The 17351-nt window shown below is 63.2% G+C and carries 17 protein-coding genes; 11 read left to right on the forward strand and 6 right to left on the reverse strand.

Annotation, left to right across the window (positions count from 1 at the left end; genetic code table 11):
- Nucleotides 1–39 precede the first annotated feature (39 nt).
- Genes GSQ92_RS05185 through GSQ92_RS05195 form a run of 3 tightly spaced genes read left to right on the forward strand, consistent with a single transcriptional unit; the run spans nt 40 to nt 4006 of the window.
- Nucleotides 40–1428: a PleD family two-component system response regulator gene (locus GSQ92_RS05185; RefSeq protein WP_158802345.1), complete on the forward strand. Its 1389-nt coding sequence runs from the start codon at nt 40–42 to the stop codon at nt 1426–1428.
- A 20-nt stretch (nt 1429–1448) separates the two neighbouring features.
- Nucleotides 1449–2648, forward strand: coding sequence for an FIST signal transduction protein (locus tag GSQ92_RS05190; RefSeq protein WP_158802346.1), 1200 nt, complete (start codon nt 1449–1451; stop codon nt 2646–2648).
- Nucleotides 2645–4006, forward strand: coding sequence for a sensor histidine kinase KdpD (locus GSQ92_RS05195; RefSeq protein ID WP_158802347.1), 1362 nt, complete (start codon nt 2645–2647; stop codon nt 4004–4006). The genes GSQ92_RS05190 and GSQ92_RS05195 overlap by 4 nt, the downstream gene beginning before the upstream one ends.
- A gap of 19 nt (nt 4007–4025) precedes the next feature.
- Here the strand turns inward: GSQ92_RS05195 and GSQ92_RS05200 are convergent, their stop codons facing one another.
- Nucleotides 4026–5213, reverse strand: a complete 1188-nt coding sequence (locus tag GSQ92_RS05200) for a fatty acid desaturase (protein WP_158802348.1) — start codon at nt 5211–5213, stop codon at nt 4026–4028.
- Nucleotides 5214–6051: 838 nt separating this feature from the next.
- Here GSQ92_RS05200 and GSQ92_RS05205 point away from each other — a divergent pair.
- Genes GSQ92_RS05205 through GSQ92_RS05215 form a run of 3 tightly spaced genes read left to right on the forward strand, consistent with a single transcriptional unit; the run spans nt 6052 to nt 7195 of the window.
- Entirely contained in the window at nt 6052–6339 is a 288-nt protein-coding gene (locus GSQ92_RS05205) for an SH3-like domain-containing protein (RefSeq protein WP_256367076.1), read from the forward strand.
- Complete coding sequence (locus tag GSQ92_RS05210; protein ID WP_158802350.1) at nt 6336–6617, forward strand: SH3-like domain-containing protein; 282 nt, start codon at nt 6336–6338, stop codon at nt 6615–6617. Before GSQ92_RS05205 ends, GSQ92_RS05210 begins: the two co-directional genes overlap by 4 nt.
- Nucleotides 6614–7195: a nitrile hydratase subunit alpha gene (locus GSQ92_RS05215; protein ID WP_158802351.1), complete on the forward strand. Its 582-nt coding sequence runs from the start codon at nt 6614–6616 to the stop codon at nt 7193–7195. Before GSQ92_RS05210 ends, GSQ92_RS05215 begins: the two co-directional genes overlap by 4 nt.
- Nucleotides 7196–7208: 13 nt before the next feature.
- On the opposite strand, the gene GSQ92_RS05220 is transcribed toward GSQ92_RS05215, so the two are convergent.
- Nucleotides 7209–7946: a metallophosphoesterase gene (locus GSQ92_RS05220; protein WP_158802352.1), complete on the reverse strand. Its 738-nt coding sequence runs from the start codon at nt 7944–7946 to the stop codon at nt 7209–7211.
- A gap of 80 nt (nt 7947–8026) precedes the next feature.
- Here GSQ92_RS05220 and GSQ92_RS05225 point away from each other — a divergent pair, with 80 nt between their 5' ends.
- Genes GSQ92_RS05225 through GSQ92_RS05235 form a run of 3 tightly spaced genes read left to right on the forward strand, consistent with a single transcriptional unit; the run spans nt 8027 to nt 10229 of the window.
- Nucleotides 8027–8773: an ABC transporter ATP-binding protein gene (locus GSQ92_RS05225; RefSeq protein ID WP_158802353.1), complete on the forward strand. Its 747-nt coding sequence runs from the start codon at nt 8027–8029 to the stop codon at nt 8771–8773.
- Nucleotides 8770–9582, forward strand: a complete 813-nt coding sequence (locus tag GSQ92_RS05230; RefSeq protein ID WP_158802354.1) for an ABC transporter permease — start codon at nt 8770–8772, stop codon at nt 9580–9582. The genes GSQ92_RS05225 and GSQ92_RS05230 overlap by 4 nt, the downstream gene beginning before the upstream one ends.
- Before the next feature lie 14 nt (nt 9583–9596).
- Nucleotides 9597–10229 carry a histidine phosphatase family protein gene (locus GSQ92_RS05235; protein WP_158802355.1) on the forward strand — a complete coding sequence of 211 codons (633 nt, stop codon included), beginning with the start codon at nt 9597–9599 and terminating at the stop codon, nt 10227–10229.
- Nucleotides 10230–10246: 17 nt separating this feature from the next.
- Here GSQ92_RS05235 and GSQ92_RS05240 read toward each other — a convergent pair whose 3' ends face one another.
- A complete protein-coding gene (locus tag GSQ92_RS05240) occupies nt 10247–10933 on the reverse strand; it encodes a carbonic anhydrase (protein ID WP_254065560.1) in 687 nt (228 codons plus the stop codon).
- 197 nt (nt 10934–11130) lie between these two features.
- Here GSQ92_RS05240 and GSQ92_RS05245 point away from each other — a divergent pair, with 197 nt between their 5' ends.
- Nucleotides 11131–11829: a lipid-binding SYLF domain-containing protein gene (locus tag GSQ92_RS05245; RefSeq protein WP_158802356.1), complete on the forward strand. Its 699-nt coding sequence runs from the start codon at nt 11131–11133 to the stop codon at nt 11827–11829.
- A 110-nt stretch (nt 11830–11939) separates the two neighbouring features.
- Here GSQ92_RS05245 and GSQ92_RS05250 read toward each other — a convergent pair whose 3' ends face one another.
- The 3 genes from GSQ92_RS05250 to GSQ92_RS05260 all read right to left on the reverse strand — a co-directional run bounded on the left by GSQ92_RS05250 (nt 11940) and on the right by GSQ92_RS05260 (nt 15270).
- Nucleotides 11940–12317 (reverse strand): hypothetical protein, encoded by a 378-nt coding sequence (locus GSQ92_RS05250; RefSeq protein WP_159013104.1) that lies wholly within the window; start codon nt 12315–12317, stop codon nt 11940–11942.
- Nucleotides 12318–12643: 326 nt separating this feature from the next.
- Nucleotides 12644–13930, reverse strand: a complete 1287-nt coding sequence (locus GSQ92_RS05255) for an FAD-binding oxidoreductase (protein WP_158802358.1) — start codon at nt 13928–13930, stop codon at nt 12644–12646.
- The gene (locus GSQ92_RS05260) at nt 13930–15270 is read right to left on the reverse strand and encodes a glutamine synthetase family protein (protein WP_158802359.1); all 1341 of its coding nucleotides are present in this window, start codon (nt 15268–15270) and stop codon (nt 13930–13932) included. The genes GSQ92_RS05255 and GSQ92_RS05260 overlap by 1 nt, the downstream gene beginning before the upstream one ends.
- A 921-nt stretch (nt 15271–16191) precedes the next feature.
- On the opposite strand from GSQ92_RS05260, the gene GSQ92_RS05265 reads away from it, so the two are divergent.
- A complete protein-coding gene (locus GSQ92_RS05265; protein WP_158802360.1) occupies nt 16192–17097 on the forward strand; it encodes an aldose 1-epimerase family protein in 906 nt (301 codons plus the stop codon).
- Nucleotides 17098–17351 lie beyond the last annotated feature (254 nt).

The raw sequence follows: 17351 nt of genomic DNA on the forward strand, positions 1-17351 counted from the left end.
CGCTCCCGCACCGGGCGTGCGTTCTAAACGGAGGCCATCTTGACGGCCCGCATATTGGTCGTCGATGACGTCCCGGCCAATGTCCGTCTTCTGGAAGTCCGCCTCGCCGCCGAATATTACGAAGTCAAGTCGATCCGTGACGGTCGCGACGTGCTTGCATTCGCGGATGACTGGCAGCCTGACGTCATTCTACTTGATGTTATGATGCCTGGACTGGACGGGTACGAGGTGTGCCGTTCGCTGAAGGCTAAGCAGACGACGTGCCATATCCCTGTGATCATGGTGACGGCGCTCAAGGAGCCAGCGGACCGGCTGCAGGGACTGGCCTGCGGGGCGGACGAGTTCCTGACCAAACCCGTCGAGCATGAGATTCTTCTGGCCCGGCTGCGTGGCATCATTCGGCTGAAGCGCCTGCTGGACGAATGGCGCGCCCGGGGCGACACCGCGCTCGCGTTGGGGCTGACCGCGAATGGCCTGCATGAGGCAGTCTCCGAGCCGGGCCGGGCGCTCATCGTCGATGATCTGATGATCCGCGCGCAGCGTCTGCGCGATGTTCTCAGCCGTGACGGCATAGCGACGGTTTTGGCGGAAGACGAGAGCGCGGCGCTTGCGGCAACCGAGGTCGCGCCCTTCGATCTGATCGTCATCAGCCTTTCGCCGATGGCAGGTGATCCATTGCGGCTGGTGGCAAAGCTGCGCGCGGCGAACATGACGCGCGACACGCCCTTGCTGCTGGTCGGCGAACCCGGTCAGCGTGGTCTCGTCATCGGCGGTCTCGATCTCGGCGCCAATGACTGCCTCATGCTGCCGCTCGATGAGAGCGAATTCCTTTTGCGAGCGCGCAACCATATCCGACGGAAGCACTATCAGGACCGCTTGCGAACCGATGTCGGGACCGCACTGCAACTCGCGGTCATCGATCCGCTGACCGGCCTCTATAATCGGCGCTACCTGATCGGCCATCTCGATGGACTTTACGCCGACGCCGTGAACCAAGGCTTTGCGGCTTTGATGATAGACGTCGATCATTTCAAGGATATCAATGACCGCCACGGGCATCGCATTGGCGACTGCGTCCTCCAGGGCGTCTCCGCGATTCTCAGGGTCAATCTCAGGGAGGTCGATCTGGTCGCCCGCTACGGCGGCGAAGAGTTCGTCGTCATCGTCGCCGCCTCAGATGAGAATTCCGCCGTGAATGTCGCGGAGCGGTTGAGGATCGCCATCGAACAGGCGCTCATCGAGCCGGAGGTGCGGGTCACGGTCAGCATAGGCGTGGCAGCGTCGGCAACCGCGTTTTCGGCCCTCAGCCTGATCGAACAGGCGGACAGCGCACTCTATGAAGCCAAGCGCAGCGGGCGCAACAAGGTCACGCTGCGCTCGCCTCTGGTCGATCGCGATGAAACGCTACGCGCCCCAGCGCAAACGTAAACCCGAACAACGGCGGTATCATGATCCGAACGGCCTACGCTCGCGACGTGCATGCTTCGACGGCGGTGCGGTCGTGCCGCGATCAGTTGGGACCGGACAGGCCCGAACTCGTCCTGGCCTTCATTGGTGGCAAGCATCCGCCGGAGGCAGCACTAAGCGCCCTGAGGGATGCGTTCGGCGATGTTCCGCTCGCGGGCGGATCGGCGGCTGGCGTGATTGCCGGGACGGCCTTTGGCTATAGCGGGTTCGAGATCGGGCTTATCACCTTCACCGGCGCTAACGTGACTCCGCGGATTTTCACCACCCGCGATCTTCTGGCCGACGAACGCGCGGCGGGGCTTGGGCTGGGCGTGGTCGTTCAAGGCAACTCGATCGATGGCTCGGCCGTCATGCTGTTGTTCGACAGCGTGGCGAATGTCTCGCCGCTGCGATTGCATCCGGCGAGCCAGCTCATGGAAGGGTTCCAGGAAGGGCTCGGGGGGCGCGCGCTTCACGTTATCGGCGGCGGTCTGCTCACCGACATCAATATCTCTGACGGCTGGGTGTTTGAGGGCGGCGAGGTGCGCAAGCACGCCATGGCGGCGCTGGTCTTCCCGCCGAATTTGCGTGCGACGACGGTCATCCTGCACGGCTGCCGTCCCGTCAGCACATTCATGGAGATCACGCGCATCAATGGGCCGGAGGTGTTGGAGCTGGATGGTCAGCCAGCGCTTACGGTCGTCGAACGCATGCTCGGGCTCGAGCTTGGAACAACGAGCGGACAGCAGCTCTCCTTGGTCGCGACGCTGGGCCAGAAGCAGGGCGATCCCTTCGCGCCCTACGACGAAAATAACTACGTCAACCGGCTCATCCTGCGTGCGGATCCCGCCGCGGGCTCGATTACTTTGTTCGAGCCTGACTTCGCCGTCGGCACGCGGGTCCAGATCATGAGTCGCGACAACTCGCTGATGCTGGATTCGGTGGAGCGCGGCGTCGCGGATCTCAAGACCCGCATTTCCGGACAGGACTGCGTACTGGGCCTCTATATCGACTGCGCCGGGCGCGCCAGCGTGATGAGCGGAGCCGCGACGGAGGAAGCCGAGCTTGTGATAAGCAGCCTCGCGCCGGCCTTCCCCTTCATGGGCTTTTATTCGGGCGTGGAGATCGCCCCCTTCGCCGGCAATTACAGCCGGCCGCTCGACTGGACCGGCGTGCTGAGTATCCTCCAGCGGGACTCATGAGCGGCGAGCTTGCGGGCAAGATCGAGCGGCTCGAACGCGAGCTGCAATACTACCAGCGCGAATATAACGAGATCGGCGCGAGGCTGTTACGGCTGCAAGAGGAGCAAAGCCGAGCCTCACGGGAGGCGCGGCGCAGCCGGATCGTCGCGCGGCTGATTCGGGGCGCCTATCAGATCGTCAACCGCGATATGCCGGCCGAAGCGATCGGCGAGCCGCTGCTGGCGTCGATCGCGGACACTTCCGTCTGCGACCGCGCGGCCTTCCTGACCGAGGATCCCGCCACGCCGGGCCGCTTCGTGATCGAGCACGGCTTGGGGCCAAAGGTCGGCGCCCAGGTGACGCTGGAGCAACCGCCGAGCTTTCTGTACACCGCTTCGGGCCAGAAAATCGGACCGGCCGGAGAAGCGCTGGCGGCTTTGCTCGGAGTACCTTACCTGCTCTGGGCCTATGAGCCTGCCAGCCGGCGGGCGCTGCTGTTGGGTAATCATACCGAAGGCAATATCCATCGCCCTTTCGAAGCCAGCGACCAGGAACTGGTTGAAGGCGCGCTGTCCGTCTACATCGACGTGCTGCTACGCAAACTCGCCGAGACCACATTGCGTCAGGCCGCGACGGCCGCCGAAGAGGCGAGCAATGCGCGCGCCCGGTTCCTCGCGACCTTGAGCCATGAGCTGCGCACGCCACTCAATGCGATCATCGGATTCTCGGAGCTTCTGTTGGATAGCGGGACACGGCCACCTGACCGTGAGGAGTTCGCGCGGCAGATTCTAGACGCCGGCCAGAGCCTGCTTTCGCTGGTCCGGGACATTCTCGATTTCTCCAGCCTCAGCAATGCGGTGCCGCGGTTGCAGTTGGACTGGGTTCCGGTTGGCCAGCTGTTGCAGGCGTCGGTGCGGGCCTTCGCGGCGGAGACCGCCTCGCGCGGGATCGTCGTCGAGCTGCTTCCGGTGGTGCCGAGGCTGCAAAGCTTCATCGATTACGACCGGTTCAGGCAGATCCTCTCGAACCTCCTCGGCAATGCCATCAAGTTCACGCCGACCGGTGGCAAGATCACCGTCTCGGCGCGCAGCACGACGCGAGATGGCGTAGAGATTGCCATTCGCGATAGCGGCATCGGCATGCAGCCGGAGGATATTCCGCGCGCGCTTGAGCCTTTCGTACAGCTTGAGAACACTCTGAGCCGCAGGTTTCCCGGCACTGGCTTGGGCTTGCCGATCGCCAGGCAGCTGACCGAAGCGCATCAGGGGAAGTTGATCATCGACAGCGCAGACGGTCGCGGCACCACCGTGATGGTCATCGTGCCGCCGAGCAGGATGCGCCTCGCGCCGGACGCGGCCGCAGGCGCCTCGCCCGGGTGACGGCCGGTAACCACGCCGCTCATCCCAGCAGGTCGGCTGGAGCACGCGCCAGCGCCCCAAGATTCTCATTGATCGCGCGGAATAGCCCCCAGGTATCGACGTAGTTGAGCGGGAAGCCCGGGCAGCCGGCCTCCAGATCGGCCTGACGCGCGTGAGCGTAGTCCGTCCAGCGCTTATTCGCTGGCCGCCGATGGTGGAAGTCATGGCAGGGCGCATCGCCCACGAGTACGAACAAGCGCACGAAGAGCTGCACCGTCAGCATGTTCGTCCACCAGATGAGCCAAGCAGCGAGACCAGGCAGAGTTGTGGCGCGGGCCTCGGGCGGCCGCACGCCTGGAAAGACGCCGGCTGTGGCTTGACACACCAGGTCGGGGCCGCGGCGGATGAGGACTTCGACCGGCGGCACACGATGCTCGCACAGGATGCGAAAGACAGTCGCGATTTGCAGCAGGACCGTAACGGGCAGTACGACAGCGACAAAGAAGATGCCAAGCATGTGCGTCAAGGCGGCGAGGATCAGAAGCGTGCCCCAGGCCCCGATGCCGATGAGGTTGTGCGAGCGCTCATGCGATCCCAAGCTGCCGCGAATGCGCTTGTAGAGGAAGCGCCCGTGGAACAGGGGAGAAACCAGATCGACCAGTAACCGGCGCCAGAGCTCGTGGCGATCCAGAGACGGCGCGAGGTCACAGATCCCGAGGATGAAGTCGGTGAATTCGTCATCGTCGGTGAAGAGCTTCTTCGCGTTGTGGTGCAGCATATGTTCGCTCTGGTAACGATCGAAGTGCTTGAACAACAGGACTGCCGAAACCACCCGCCCCACTGTCCTGTTGCGCGCCCGCGTGCGGAATATCGTGCCATGCGCACAATGGTGGAAGATCACGACCTGGAAGACGCCGAGCCCCGAAGTGGTTGCCAGCAGGCCTGACACCAGAAGCAACCAGAACAACGGCTCCTGCACAGTCATAAAGGAAATCGCCAGTGCGGACAGGGCGCAGCCGCCGGCAACGAGGAGAGCGGCCTCCCGGACGAAGGCCAGCGGCGATTTCGGGGCAGGCTCCTCACCCGGGGCCGGCTTCGCGGTGATCCAAGTTAGTAACGGTTGCACCCAGGAAGGAAGTCGCATCGCCATTTCGGCGCGGGGATCGTAGCGTATCGAGGTGCCAAGCTGCACCGGCTGTGGCGAAAGTGCGAGTTCCGAGGCGTACATGTAGGGATCCTTCAGGGTCGTTGAGCGAGGTTTCGGACCGGCCAGGTTCCGAAGAGCAAGGCAGTCGGAGCAGTCCAGCAGACTTTACTTAATTTTTTTTTAGAAACGAGAACTTCATCTATCGGGCGAGCCTTGCTTTGCAACCGCCTTACCGGATGGCACAGGGTTCGGCGCCAGAGGTCTGTCGCGCATCGGTCGAGCAGGCCGTGGCGAGGACTGTACTGCACCCGTTGGAGGCCGCGCCGCGGCGCCTGGAAACAGGATCACTCATCATCAAGTGTCCGGTGCCAGGTTCGTAAGCCCCTCACGTTGGGCCTATTTCTCAGCTTGGTTTGACCTATCCCGGCTCGGCGAACCGGTAGCGGAACTCTGCCTTTGGTCAGACTTCATACGCTTTCTCGAACGATTCTTCGAGAGCTCGCGCGCCAGCGAGAGACGGTGTTGTTTCAGCCGGCAGCCTTTCGGCGCTCCCAATCACCTTACCGCAAGACGTATTTTTGGACAAAACTAGCCACGATTTTTGATTATTTCGTCAATGAGACCAACGCTTGTTCTAATTTTGCAATGACACCCGCCAGTGTAACAGTATTTTAGACTTTTTAAGTGAAATTGTTGCCTTTCTGTAACGCTCTGTAAAATCCGCATTGGCGATAGGCGTGGCCTCGCTATCACAATCGTTGAGGCTGCATGAGACGCGAGCAATTGAAGGATCGCGCGGCGCCATCCTTGGCGGTGAGGCAGTATCGAACGCGGTTCTCGGCCAGGGGCCGGGTTATCCGTTTCGTTCCTTTGGCAAGACGGGTATCCTGCCCCCATGGAGCGAGATGTCCCCCGCGCGATGCACGACCTTGGTGGTGTGCCACGCTATATGTGCGATGCGATCGACGCCGAGCCGCACGAACTGACGGCATTCGACCGCGAAGTTGACGCGATCCGGCAGTTGCTCGGTATGAAGCAGGTCATGTCCGTCGACGAATTGCGGCGGGGAGTCGAGGCGCTGTCCGAGGAGGATTATCTTCGGATGACCTATTACCAGCGCTGGCTGCGTTCGATCACCGCGACGCTCCTCGCCAAAAACGTCGTCACTGCCGCGGAACTGCAGGCTGCCTTGGAGGCGACGCCATGATCGCGCCCGGAACCCAGGTTCGCGTTCGGGACGATTGGCCGGAAACACGCGGACCCTGCCATATCCGGACGCCGCATTATGTGCGCGGCGAGATCGGAACGGTGCTCCGGCATCTCGGCGACTATCCAAATCCTGAGGACCTTGCCTTCGGCCGCCCCGCCCAACGGCTGCCGCTCTACCACGTCCAGTTCAAGCGGTACGGCCTATGGGATGGCGGTCGTGCGGACGATGACATCCTCATCGAAATCTTCGGCCCCTGGTTGGAGACATCTTCGTGAACATCGCCGAATTGGATAGCGACGCGCTGCTGATAGCATTGCGGCGGGTGCTGGCGGCGAAGGGGATCGCCTCGGAGGAAGAAATCACCGAGCGCATCGCGATCACCGATGCCGCCTCCCCGGCGGGAGGCGCGCGCATGGTCGCCAAGGCGTGGATGGATGAAGACTACCGGGAGCTTATGCTGACGGATGGGGCGCGCGCTGCTGAGACGCTCGGCATCCCGATGCGCGGAATGCCGCCGCTCGGCGTGCTGGAGAATACGACCGAGGTCCACCACCTAGTCGTCTGCACCCTGTGCAGTTGCTATCCAAGGGCGGTTCTCGGCTATCCGCCCTTCTGGTTCAAATCGGTCAGCTACCGGGCGCGCGCGGTTCGCGATCCGCGCGGCGTTCTTCTCGAGTGGGGAACCGATCTTCCCGAGCAGGTAACGCTCCGGGTAGTTGATAGCACCGCGGATTATCGCTGGATGGTGCTGCCGATGCGTCCGGACGGCACTGAAGGTTGGTCGGAGGAGCGCCTGGCGAGCATCATCCGTGAGGGCGACATGATCGGCGTGACCGTGCCGCAGGCGGGTTGAGAGGAACCGTGAGCTACTTCCGCGGCTTCTTGGGCCCCGGCACCTGCATCAGGGCAAGGCGGTCGTCTTCGAGAACCAGCGCCGTAAGCTTACCGCCATAAACCGCGCCCGTATCGATACCGATACGGTTTGGACGTAGCGTCACCTCGCTGCGTGGTGTGTGCCCATGCACTACCACCGCCTCGTGTGTCGCGGCGGAGGAGAGGAAAGGCTCCCGGATCCAGACCAGATCCTCATTGTTCTGCTGATCGAGCGACAGCCCTGGCCGAATGCCGGCATGGGTGAAGAAATAACCGCCGAGGCGAAGGCATGGCCGCGCCTCCCGCAGGACGGCAAGCTGCTCGGGCGGGATCAAGGCCGCCCAATCCTCCGGGCGGCTGCGCTTGGGAATGCCCCAATCGGCGAGGCAAGCGTCACCGCCCTGGCGCCGCCAATGGCGCGCCGCATCGCCGCCTTCCATCATCGCCTCAAGACAGAGCGCCTCATGATTGCCGAGCAGATTGATGAGGCGCCCAGGAATCGGAGAGCCGGCGGCTACCCGCGCCAGCACGGCGGCATTATCCGGACCTCGGTCGATCAGGTCACCGAGATGGACCACCAGTGGCTCCAACGCCGGACGGGCGTCGTAATCCTCCGCGATCATGCCGAGGATCGCAGCATGGGAGGCGGCGCAGCCGTGCACGTCCCCGATCGCGTAGACGCGCAGGCCGCGAGGAAGTGCTGAAGGTGCCGGCCTGAACTCAAGAGACATCCCTATAGCTAACCTCGGCTTGCCGAGTCGGCGATAGAGGGGGCTCGACAGCTTCGGCGCGCGGCGGCACAGGGAGGCCCATGGATGCGATCCGCGTGACGGGCCTGACCAAGCATTATGGCGAGACCGTCGCGGTGGATAATATTGCCTTCGCGGTGCCACGGGGCGCGACCGTTGGACTGCTCGGCGGCAACGGGGCCGGCAAATCGACGACGATCGCCATGCTGCTCGGACTATTGGTTCCGAGTGGTGGGCGGATCGAGGTTCTGGGCCACGACATGGCGCGGGACCGCTTCGCAGCCCTGGCCCGCATGAATTTCTCCTCGCCCTATATCGCTCTGCCCGGGCGGCTGACGGTGCGGGAGAACCTCACCGTCTACGCACACTTATACAATGTGAAGCGCGCCGACCGGCGCATCGCGGAACTCGCGGAGGAACTCAACCTCGGGGAGCTGATGAACCGTCCGGCCGGTCAGCTTTCGGCCGGGCAGAAGACGCGGGTGGCGCTCGCGAAATCGCTTATCAACCGTCCGGAGGTGCTGCTGCTGGACGAACCGACCGCGAGCCTCGATCCAGATACGGGCGACCTGGTGAGGGGCTGGCTGGAGCGGTATCGCGCGGAATCCGGCTGCTCGATGCTGCTCGCCTCTCACAATATGGCGGAGGTCGAGCGGCTCTGCGGGCAGGTCTTCATGCTGCGGCGGGGTCGCATCGTGGATGAGGGCAGCCCGAGCATGCTGCTGGCGCGCTATGACCGGGACACGCTCGAGGATGTCTTCCTCGATATCGCGCGCGATCGCCGGCAGGGCACGGAGGTCCCGGCATGAGCCGGGCTTCGCTGCGGCGGATCTGGGGACTGCTCTACCGCCACATCTGCCTCTATCGCCGCTCATGGCCGAGACTGTTGGAACTCGCCTATTGGCCGATCCTGCAGATGTGCATCTGGGGCTTTACGGCGCAATTCCTCACCCAACGGATGAGTGGCGCTGGCGGCGGGCTGATGGTCGCGGGAACCTCGCTACTGGCGGGTGTGCTGCTCTGGGAAGTCGCGCTGCGGAGCCAGATGGGTGTCGCGGTGAGCTTCCTGGAGGAGATCTGGTCGCGCAATCTCGGCCATGTTTTCGTCAGCCCATTGCGCCCTTGGGAGCTGATCGCCGGGCTGATTGGGGTCGCTACCATGCGGGTCGCGCTGGGTCTTCTGCCGGCGATCCTGCTGGCCTGGGTGCTCTATGCCTTCAACCTTTTCTCGCTCGGACCAGTGCTCGTGCTGTTCTTCGCGAACCTCATGATCATGGGCTGGGCGGTGGCGCTGGGTGTGGTCTCGCTGATCCTGCGCCATGGCGCGGGAGCCGAGGCGCTTGCCTGGTCCCTGCTTTTCGGCCTAACGCCGCTCTCCGCGGTGTTCTATCCGGTTTCTGTCTTGCCCGTCTGGCTGCAGCCCGTCTCGCGGGCGATCCCGGCGACCCATGTTTTCGAGGGGATGCGCGCGGCACTGCATTCAGGGCATATCGCCTGGGAGCAGCTTGGCTGGGCGGCGGGCCTCAACTGTATCTGGCTGATCCTGGCGAGCCTGCTCTTCGCCAGCCAGTTTCGCGCCGCAAGGGTTCGCGGCGCTCTGATCACCATCGGCGAGTAGGGATTTTCAGCGGCATGGACACCACGCGCTTCTGGCTGATTAGGCACGCTTTGGTCGCGGCCGAGGAGCGCGTGGCGCTGTACGGCAACCGCGATGTCGCCATTTGTGAAGTGACCATGGCCGGTCAGCGGTCGGCCTATGTGACGCTCGGGCAGCGCTTGCCGCCCCAAGCGGAGTGGTTCGTGACCCCCCTCTCCCGCACCGTGCTGACGGCGCGAGCGATTTTCGAGGGGGGCTATCCGGAGACGCCGCTTACCGTTGAGCCCGGCCTCATCGAGCAGAATTTCGGTGCGCTCCAAGGGATCGAGAATGCGGTGCTCCACCAGCATGTCCGCATGCCGCCGCACGATTTCTGGCCGGTCTCGCATGAAGAGCGGCCGCATGAAGGTGAGAGCTTCGGCGAGGTCATCGACCGCGTGAGCGCGGTGCTGCAGCGCCTGGCGGACGATCACGGCGATGCCGACCTCGTTCTAGTGTGCCATGGCGGGGTGATCCGGGCGGCCCTGGCCTTTGCCCTCGGCGTCGGCGCGGATGCGGCGCTGCGCTTCAGTGTGGGCAATATCTCGCTGTCTCGCCTGGAGCGGCGCGGCCTGGCCTGGCGCGTGGTATCCGCCAACGAGACGATGGCGGGCGTGCCGGTATTCTGAGTGACGGTTAGCCGGGTTCAGGAGCCGTTTCGCAAACGCGCCACGTCGCCCGGAACACTCACCGTAACATTCAAATCGTTCACCAAGCCATTCGAGAGAGAATAGACCCAGCCGTGAACAGCGAGCGGCTGGCCTCTCGACCAGGCGTCCTGCACGAAGACATCGGAGGCGACGTTGCGGACCTGGCGGATCACATTAAGCTCGCAAAGGCGATCGAGACGCGCGCGCTCATTGCCGATCGCATCGAGTTCAGTCCGGTGATCTTCGCAGACTTCGCGAATCGGATGCAGCCAGTGATCCACCAGGCCGAGGCGCTGACCATCGACCGCGGCGCGCACGCCGCCGCAGCCGTAATGGCCCACAACCATGATGTGCTTTACTTTGATGACATCCACCGCGAATTGCAGCACCGACAAGTAATTCGCGTCCTGCGGAGGTGCGAGATTGGCGACATTGCGGTGGACGAATAGCTCGCCGGGATCGAGGTCGACAATCTCGTTAGCTGGCACCCGGCTGTCCGAGCACCCGATCCAGAGATATTCCGGCGCCTGCTGGTTCTCTAACCGACGGAAGAAGCCGGGATCGGCCGCAACCTTCCGGCTGGCCCAGGCACGGTTATTGGCCTTGAGTTGATCGAGCATACCACCCGGATTAACCGCCAGGAGACCGCTCCACAAGTCCGCTTGGCACTTGTTTTGGTTCAACGGGCGTCTGCACCATCCAGACAACACGACTTGGAGCAGGCGTGAAACCCTGACCTTGAACACTGACCGCCGTCCAAACGGAACAGTTGACGTCACTCGATCACAGCCTTTCCGAGAACTTGCGCGTTCGGCGCTAGAGGATCATGTCATTCTTTGTTGACGGTCGAGTGACCGCGAATCGAGAGAATGAGGGCTTGATGCGAAGCTTGCGGCAGTGTCTCCTTGGCCTTTCCCTTACCGTCTTGTTGCCGCTCGGCGTCGCGGGCTGCGCCCAGGGCGTGGTGACTACCACGCAGCAGCAGGATCTGGTGGATCGCTCGACCCTCGCGTTGCAGGAGATGCTGGGCAGCAGCCAGTCCAAGGATCTGGTGGGCACGTTGCGCAGTGCCCGTGCGGTCATCATCTGCCCGCAGGTCTTCAAGGCGGGCGTGGTCATCGGCGGGTCCGGCGGCTCTTGTGTGCTGATGGGACGGGCGGCGGCCGGATCCTGGTCCGACCCGGCGTTCTATTCCTTGGGTAGTGGCAGTTTCGGACCGCAGATCGGCGTGCAGGATGCGGAACTCATGATCATGATCATGAACGACCGCGCGCTGACGGCCGTCATGAACGACCGCTTCAAGCTCGGCGGCGACGCGTCGTTCTCGGCCGCCTCGATCGGCGCGGGGGTTGGCGGAGCCACCACGACCGCGATGCGCGCGGATATCGTGACCTTCGCCAAGACCCGCGGCCTCTATGCCGGAGCCTCGATCGAAGGCTCTGTGCTTTCGGCCGACCCAAAGGGGAACGCAGCCTATTACGGCAAGCCTTACTCAGCACCTGAGGTCGCCGTTCAGATGCTGGCGAATAATCCAGGTGCGAACCCGCTGCGGCAGACGCTCAGCACCTACGGCGGCTAGCGGCAATCGGAGTTCATCGGTCAGGCTGGATATCGCGCGACCGGGCGACGTGACGGCAACGCGCCCTTCGAAACCTGACGACGTGTGGCGCCGCCGTGCTTACCGGACCACTACATAGCTGCGCGCCGCCAATTGCGTTCGTCTCGGTCCTGGGCCGCGGTGGCAGCGAATTTCAACAAACCCATGGCGACATTTTTTTCCCGGTCGGTCATTTGACCTCGCGAGTATGCATTCCCGTTGCGCAAAAGACGGATGTCGGGTTGCAGCCCGTTGGCAATCAGGATGATGTGAGGAAGGTTAACATGACTGATGAACAAAAGTTCCCCATAGCGGCCTACAATTTGCAGTCCGCTGCGGTGCTCCCAGGCAATAACCTCCGAAGGGTTCTCCGGATTTACTAAACGGTGCCCTGAAAGCGCTCCGACCCGAGATATCAGCAGTGACACATTGTCTCGGTTCGGGGCCATCGCTAGGATCTCCGGCGCCATGAATCCATCGGCCTTCGGCCTGGGCACGGATGGATCACAGACGACGCCGGCAGGTCTGTTCTCTTTTGAGCCGCCCGCAGCGGTTTTTGCGTTAAGTGCAAAGCTCCGCGGTTGGCTGCGCTGATTCGGTGGAGGCGTCCTATCCAAGATGCCTAAGCCATGGATCATGCTGCATTCCCAATCGTGAAAATCATCGGTGCCGACAAACAGGACTGTCAGGCGGTCTTCGCTTGGGTCCAGCCGTCCGCTAGTTTCATCGTGTCGGAACTATTGGGTATGCCGATTAACAAAATCCTTTTCGATGACTGCCGTTACGCAGCCGATACTCACAAAATATCACGCAACCGATAATAGCTCGTCGCCAGCAAGAGCGCCGGGACGCGGAAGGCGCGGCCGCCGGGGAAGCGGACCTGCGGAATGCGCGCGAATACGTCGAAGCGCTCAGCCTGAGCGCGCGCGGCCTCCGCCAATACCCGGCCCGCGAGGCCGGCGAGTGCCACGCCATGACCGGAGAAGCCTTGGGCCATAAGCACATTGGGCGCCAGACGGCCGAAATGCGGGGCGCGATGGCGCGTGATATCGACCAGCCCGCCCCAGGTGAACTCAGCCCGCGCATCGGCGAGTTCGGGGAAGACTTTCCGCATCCGCGACAACATGGTTTCCGCAAGCTTGCGCGGGGGGATCGCGGAATAGGAGACGCGGCCACCAAACAGCATGCGGTCATCCGCTGAGCGCCGGTAATAGTCGAGCACGAAGTTCAAGTCGGCCACTGCATCGTTGCGCGGCAGCAAGTCGCGGACATCGGCACGCGGCTCGGTCGCGACGATATAAGTGCCGACCGGCATCACATAGCCCGCGACCTCCGGCCACAGCCGGCCGAGATAGGCGCCGCCAGACAGCAGCAGCGTGTTTGTAGTCACGCTGCCCTTCGGCGTCCGCAGGCGAAGCGTGGTGCCTTGTTCGATGGCCTGAACCGGTGTTTGCGGCAGCAGCACCGCGCCCGCCGCTTGCGCGGCTTTCGCGAGGCCGAGCGTGTAGTTCAGCGGATGGATATGCGCGGCCAGAGGATCGGTCAGCACGGCACGATACCGCGCGCTGCGGATACGCTCGCGCATTGCCGCGCCTCGCAGAACCTCGGCACCGCCGACACCGAGCGTGGCCATCTCCTCCGCCGCCTCTTCCAATTCCCGCTCGTGGCGCGGGCGAATCGCGGCGTGGAGATAGCCACGGGTGTAGTCGGCGGGGATCGCGTAGCGACTGATGCGTTGCTCGACCAGCCGCACCGCCTCGACGGACATATCCCATAAGAGCCGCGCATCGGCGGTGCCGACGAGCCGGTTGAGCCGCGATTGGCCGATGGCGAAACCCGGCAGCACCTGGCCACCATTGCGGCCCGAAGCGCCCCAACCGAAATCCCGCGCCTCCAGAAGCGCGACACTGACGCCGGCCTCGGCCAAATCGAGCGCCGCGGAGCAGCCTGTGATGCCGCCGCCGATGATCGCGACCTCGACATTGATGTCGCCAGCGAGCGGTTCGGCAATGACCGAACCGCGGCGGCTCGCCTCGTAGTAGCTCGGGGCGGAGGAATCCGAACCGCCGATACGCGCGCTCATTATACGTTCAGCAGCAGATGCTCACGCTCCCAAGAGCTGATGACGTGCAGGTAGGTATCGTATTCGAGCTTCTTTACCGCCAGAAGCACCTCGATCATCTTCTCGCCAAGCATTGTGTGGATTGGCTTGCATTGTTCCATGACATCGAGAGCGTGGCTGATCTCGCGCGGCAATGCATAGGGCATCGAATAGGCCGAGCCCTCGAACGGCGCCGTCGGTTCCAGTTCCTCCACCATGCCGAGATACCCGCAGGCGAGCGTCGCGGCGAAGGCGAGGTAGGGGTTGGCGTCGGCGCCCGGCACGCGGTTTTCGACACGCATCGCGGCGGGTTCGCCGTAGGGCACCCGCAAGCCACAGGTACGGTTGTCGTAGCCCCATTCGAGATTGATCGGAGCATTGGAAAACCGCGAGAGCCGGCGATAGGAATTCACATTCGGCGCGAGGATCGGCATGACGGCCGGCGTGTATTTCTGCAGCCCCGCAAGGTAGTTGCGGAACAGCTTGCTGGCCTTGCCGTCCTCGCCCGCGAAGAGATTGCGGCCCGTTTTTGGATCGACGATGCTCTGATGCACATGCATCGCGCTGCCGGGCTCGCTGCTCATCGGCTTCGCCATGAAGGTGGCATAGATGTCGTGGCGAAGTGCGACTTCGCGAACCGTACGTTTGAACAGGAAGACCTGATCGGCGCGGCTCAGCGGCTCGCCGTGCAGAAAATTGATTTCGACCTGTGCGGCGCCCTCCTCGTGAATGAGAGTGTCCAGGTCGAGATTCTGCATCTCGCAGAAATCATACATCTCCTCGAAGAGCGGATCGAACTCGTTGACCGCATCGATTGAGTAGGATTGGCGGCCGGTTTCCTGCCGCCCGGAGCGGCCGACAGGGGGGACCAGCGGATAGTCGGGATCCGTGTTGCGGCCGACCAGATAGAATTCGAGTTCCGGGGCGAGCACCGGCTCCCAGCCGCGCTCCTTGTAGAGGGCGAGCACGCGGCGCAGCACCTGACGCGGCGCCATCGGCACCGGGTCGCCATTTTTGTAGTGGCAGTCGTGGATGATCTGCGCGGTCGGTTCGCGCGCCCAAGGCACGAGGCGGATGGTGGAAGCATCCGCCTCCAGGGTGATGTCGATGATGGCGGGGTCGGTCAGGCGGTCTTCCTCGTCGGGCGGATATTCGCCGGTGACGGACTGAATGAAGATCGATTCCGGCATGCGCAGCGCGCCGCCCTGGAGGAATTTTTGCGCGGGCGTGATTTTACCACGCGGGATGCCGGTGATGTCGGGCACCAGGCATTCGACTTCCGTCACATGATGTTCGCTAAACCATTCGTGCAGATCGATCACGACCTACTCCTGTCTCTGTTGCATTCCGTCATTCCGCCGAACGGGCCCGCTAGGGAGGGCCGACGAGCGGACGGTCGGAGGACAACGGCAGCAGCGGGCGTGGGCGACGCACGGAGGAACCTCCTAAGGCAGCCCTAAACTCGCACATTCGCTGTGGGGGCGGCAAGCCATCCGGGTCGGGCGCCGCTCGCCGCCATGCGGCGGTCCTAGTCTCTGCCTGCGGCTGGGGGTGAAATTTTAAGGGAGTGTCGGCCAGCCTCGATCCAGCCTGGTTCGCCCGGTCAGGTGACCGTCCTCGCTCCGCGCGTGACGTCAGGCGAGCTATCGAAGGATGAAAATAGATGAGCCGTATAATGTCCAGTCAGCGACTTTTGCCAAATGCGAGTTATCAAGGTGATACCTCGTGCGCCGCTTTCAACGCCGGCGCTCTAACCACGCCATTGACCGAGAAGAATCGCGACCGGATGTGGGTAAAGCCGAGTCCGGGTTCCCCGCCAGACGCCAGCATCCTGGCCGAAACGCTGTGTTCCAGACCCGCCATCCCAGGATTATGGGGGAATACAACGGTGAGCTTCGTGCTCCGCGCAGAACGTGGGTTACTCCGCGAGTGCTATGTCACATTCGACGCTGGCCGTCCCACTGTCGTGCGCTGCAATGGAGGCGATATCGAGATTGATCTGCGCGCAAAGACGGTAACAGACAGGAGCCTACAAGTCTCAAAGCATTTCGAAGTTATGAGCGTGGCGAATTACGAAACCGTCCACGCTCTGCTTACCGATCTGAACAGGCGACTGGCGCCGTGAACGCTTGCCACAATCGAGCGCCAAAGGGTCGCCGCGCCGGGTTCGGCCAAAGCCGCATCTCGTAGCTTTCCCTTACACCGCGCATCGCCCTATCCTGACAACGGCAAGGGAGGCGCAGATGGCGACGGAGAGCGGGACAGCGGATACCCATCAATTTGGCCGGGACGGACTATCCGTCGCGGTGACCGTGCGGGGGGCGGAGCTGGTCTCGATCCGGGACGGCGGCGGCCGCGAGTTGCTGTGGCAGGCGGGTCCTGAATGGCCTCGGCACTCCCCCGTGCTCTTCCCGATAGTTGGCCGCCTGCACGACGACCACTACCTGCACGAGGGCGACAGCTATCGCCTCGGCCAACATGGCTTTGCGCGCGACATGGAGTTCGCCTGGACCGATAAAAGCAGCACCGGTTGCCGCCTGGTGCTGCGGGACAGCGCGGAGAGCCGCGCGCTCTACCCCTTCGCCTTCCAGCTCGAACTCGCCTACGCCATCGAAGGTGGGGCGCTGACGGCCCGCTATCGCCTGACCAACACTGGAGATGTCGTGCTGCCGGCGGCGCTAGGTGCGCATCCGGGCTTTGCCTGGCCGATCCTGCCCGGCGTGGCGAAGGAAGCTCATGAGGTGCGTTTCGCCCGGGCCGAGAATGCCCCGGTGCATCGGGTCGCGAATGGCTTGCTGACGGAGGAGGCGGTCTCGCCGGTGATTGACCGCGTGCTGCGGCTCGAACCGGACCTTTTCGCGAAAGACGCGCTGGTCTTCACGCAGCTCGCCAGCCGGTCCTTGCGCTATTCCGCGCGCGGTACGCCGGCACTGGAAATCGCCTGGGAGGGATTCGAACAGCTCGGCATCTGGTCGAAGCCGGGAGGCGCCCCTTTCCTCTGCATCGAGCCTTGGCACGGCTTCGCTGACCCCGCCGGCTTCGCCGGCACGCTAGACGAGAAGCCAGGGATGATGCGCATCCCCCCTGGCACGAGCCGCGATTTGAGCTGGAGCCTGCGGGTGCTACCAGCGGAAGAAACTGGCGGTTGAAGCGTAGCCACTCGCGATAGGAGTGGCGCAACGATTGGGGCAAGGGAGAAATCGCCGAGGCCGCGCCCAGGCGATCTCCCCCTTTTGCAGTCCTAGCATCCAACGCGGGCAGCCTGCCGAACGCAGGTAAACTAACGGACGCTTTACCATCCTGGATTCAAACTACGCTCTTCTCAACGCAATGGAGGAAGTGGCCGTGGTACCAATTCAAATTACGCCGAGTGCATGTCTAAGAAGAGTGGGAACACCGACCG

It is taken from the genome of Acidisoma sp. S159, from assembly GCF_009766125.1.
In the GTDB taxonomy this organism is placed as follows: Bacteria; Pseudomonadota; Alphaproteobacteria; order Acetobacterales; family Acetobacteraceae; genus Acidisoma.

Excerpts from the sequence above, each read along its gene's own strand:
- GSQ92_RS05230 (WP_158802354.1), top strand. The coding sequence starts at position 8,770 with ATGAGCCGGGCTTCGCTGCGGCGGATCTGGGGACTGCTCTACCGCCAC.
- GSQ92_RS05200 (WP_158802348.1), bottom strand. The coding sequence starts at position 5,213 with ATGTACGCCTCGGAACTCGCACTTTCGCCACAGCCGGTGCAGCTTGGC.
- GSQ92_RS05190 (WP_158802346.1), top strand. The coding sequence starts at position 1,449 with ATGATCCGAACGGCCTACGCTCGCGACGTGCATGCTTCGACGGCGGTG.
- GSQ92_RS05220 (WP_158802352.1), bottom strand. The coding sequence starts at position 7,946 with ATGTCTCTTGAGTTCAGGCCGGCACCTTCAGCACTTCCTCGCGGCCTG.
- GSQ92_RS05210 (WP_158802350.1), top strand. The coding sequence starts at position 6,336 with ATGATCGCGCCCGGAACCCAGGTTCGCGTTCGGGACGATTGGCCGGAA.
- GSQ92_RS05195 (WP_158802347.1), top strand. The coding sequence starts at position 2,645 with ATGAGCGGCGAGCTTGCGGGCAAGATCGAGCGGCTCGAACGCGAGCTG.
- GSQ92_RS05235 (WP_158802355.1), top strand. The coding sequence starts at position 9,597 with ATGGACACCACGCGCTTCTGGCTGATTAGGCACGCTTTGGTCGCGGCC.
- GSQ92_RS05205 (WP_256367076.1), top strand. The coding sequence starts at position 6,052 with ATGCACGACCTTGGTGGTGTGCCACGCTATATGTGCGATGCGATCGAC.
- GSQ92_RS05250 (WP_159013104.1), bottom strand. The coding sequence starts at position 12,317 with ATGGCGCCGGAGATCCTAGCGATGGCCCCGAACCGAGACAATGTGTCA.
- GSQ92_RS05255 (WP_158802358.1), bottom strand. The coding sequence starts at position 13,930 with ATGAGCGCGCGTATCGGCGGTTCGGATTCCTCCGCCCCGAGCTACTAC.
- GSQ92_RS05225 (WP_158802353.1), top strand. The coding sequence starts at position 8,027 with ATGGATGCGATCCGCGTGACGGGCCTGACCAAGCATTATGGCGAGACC.
- GSQ92_RS05265 (WP_158802360.1), top strand. The coding sequence starts at position 16,192 with ATGGCGACGGAGAGCGGGACAGCGGATACCCATCAATTTGGCCGGGAC.
- GSQ92_RS05245 (WP_158802356.1), top strand. The coding sequence starts at position 11,131 with ATGCGAAGCTTGCGGCAGTGTCTCCTTGGCCTTTCCCTTACCGTCTTG.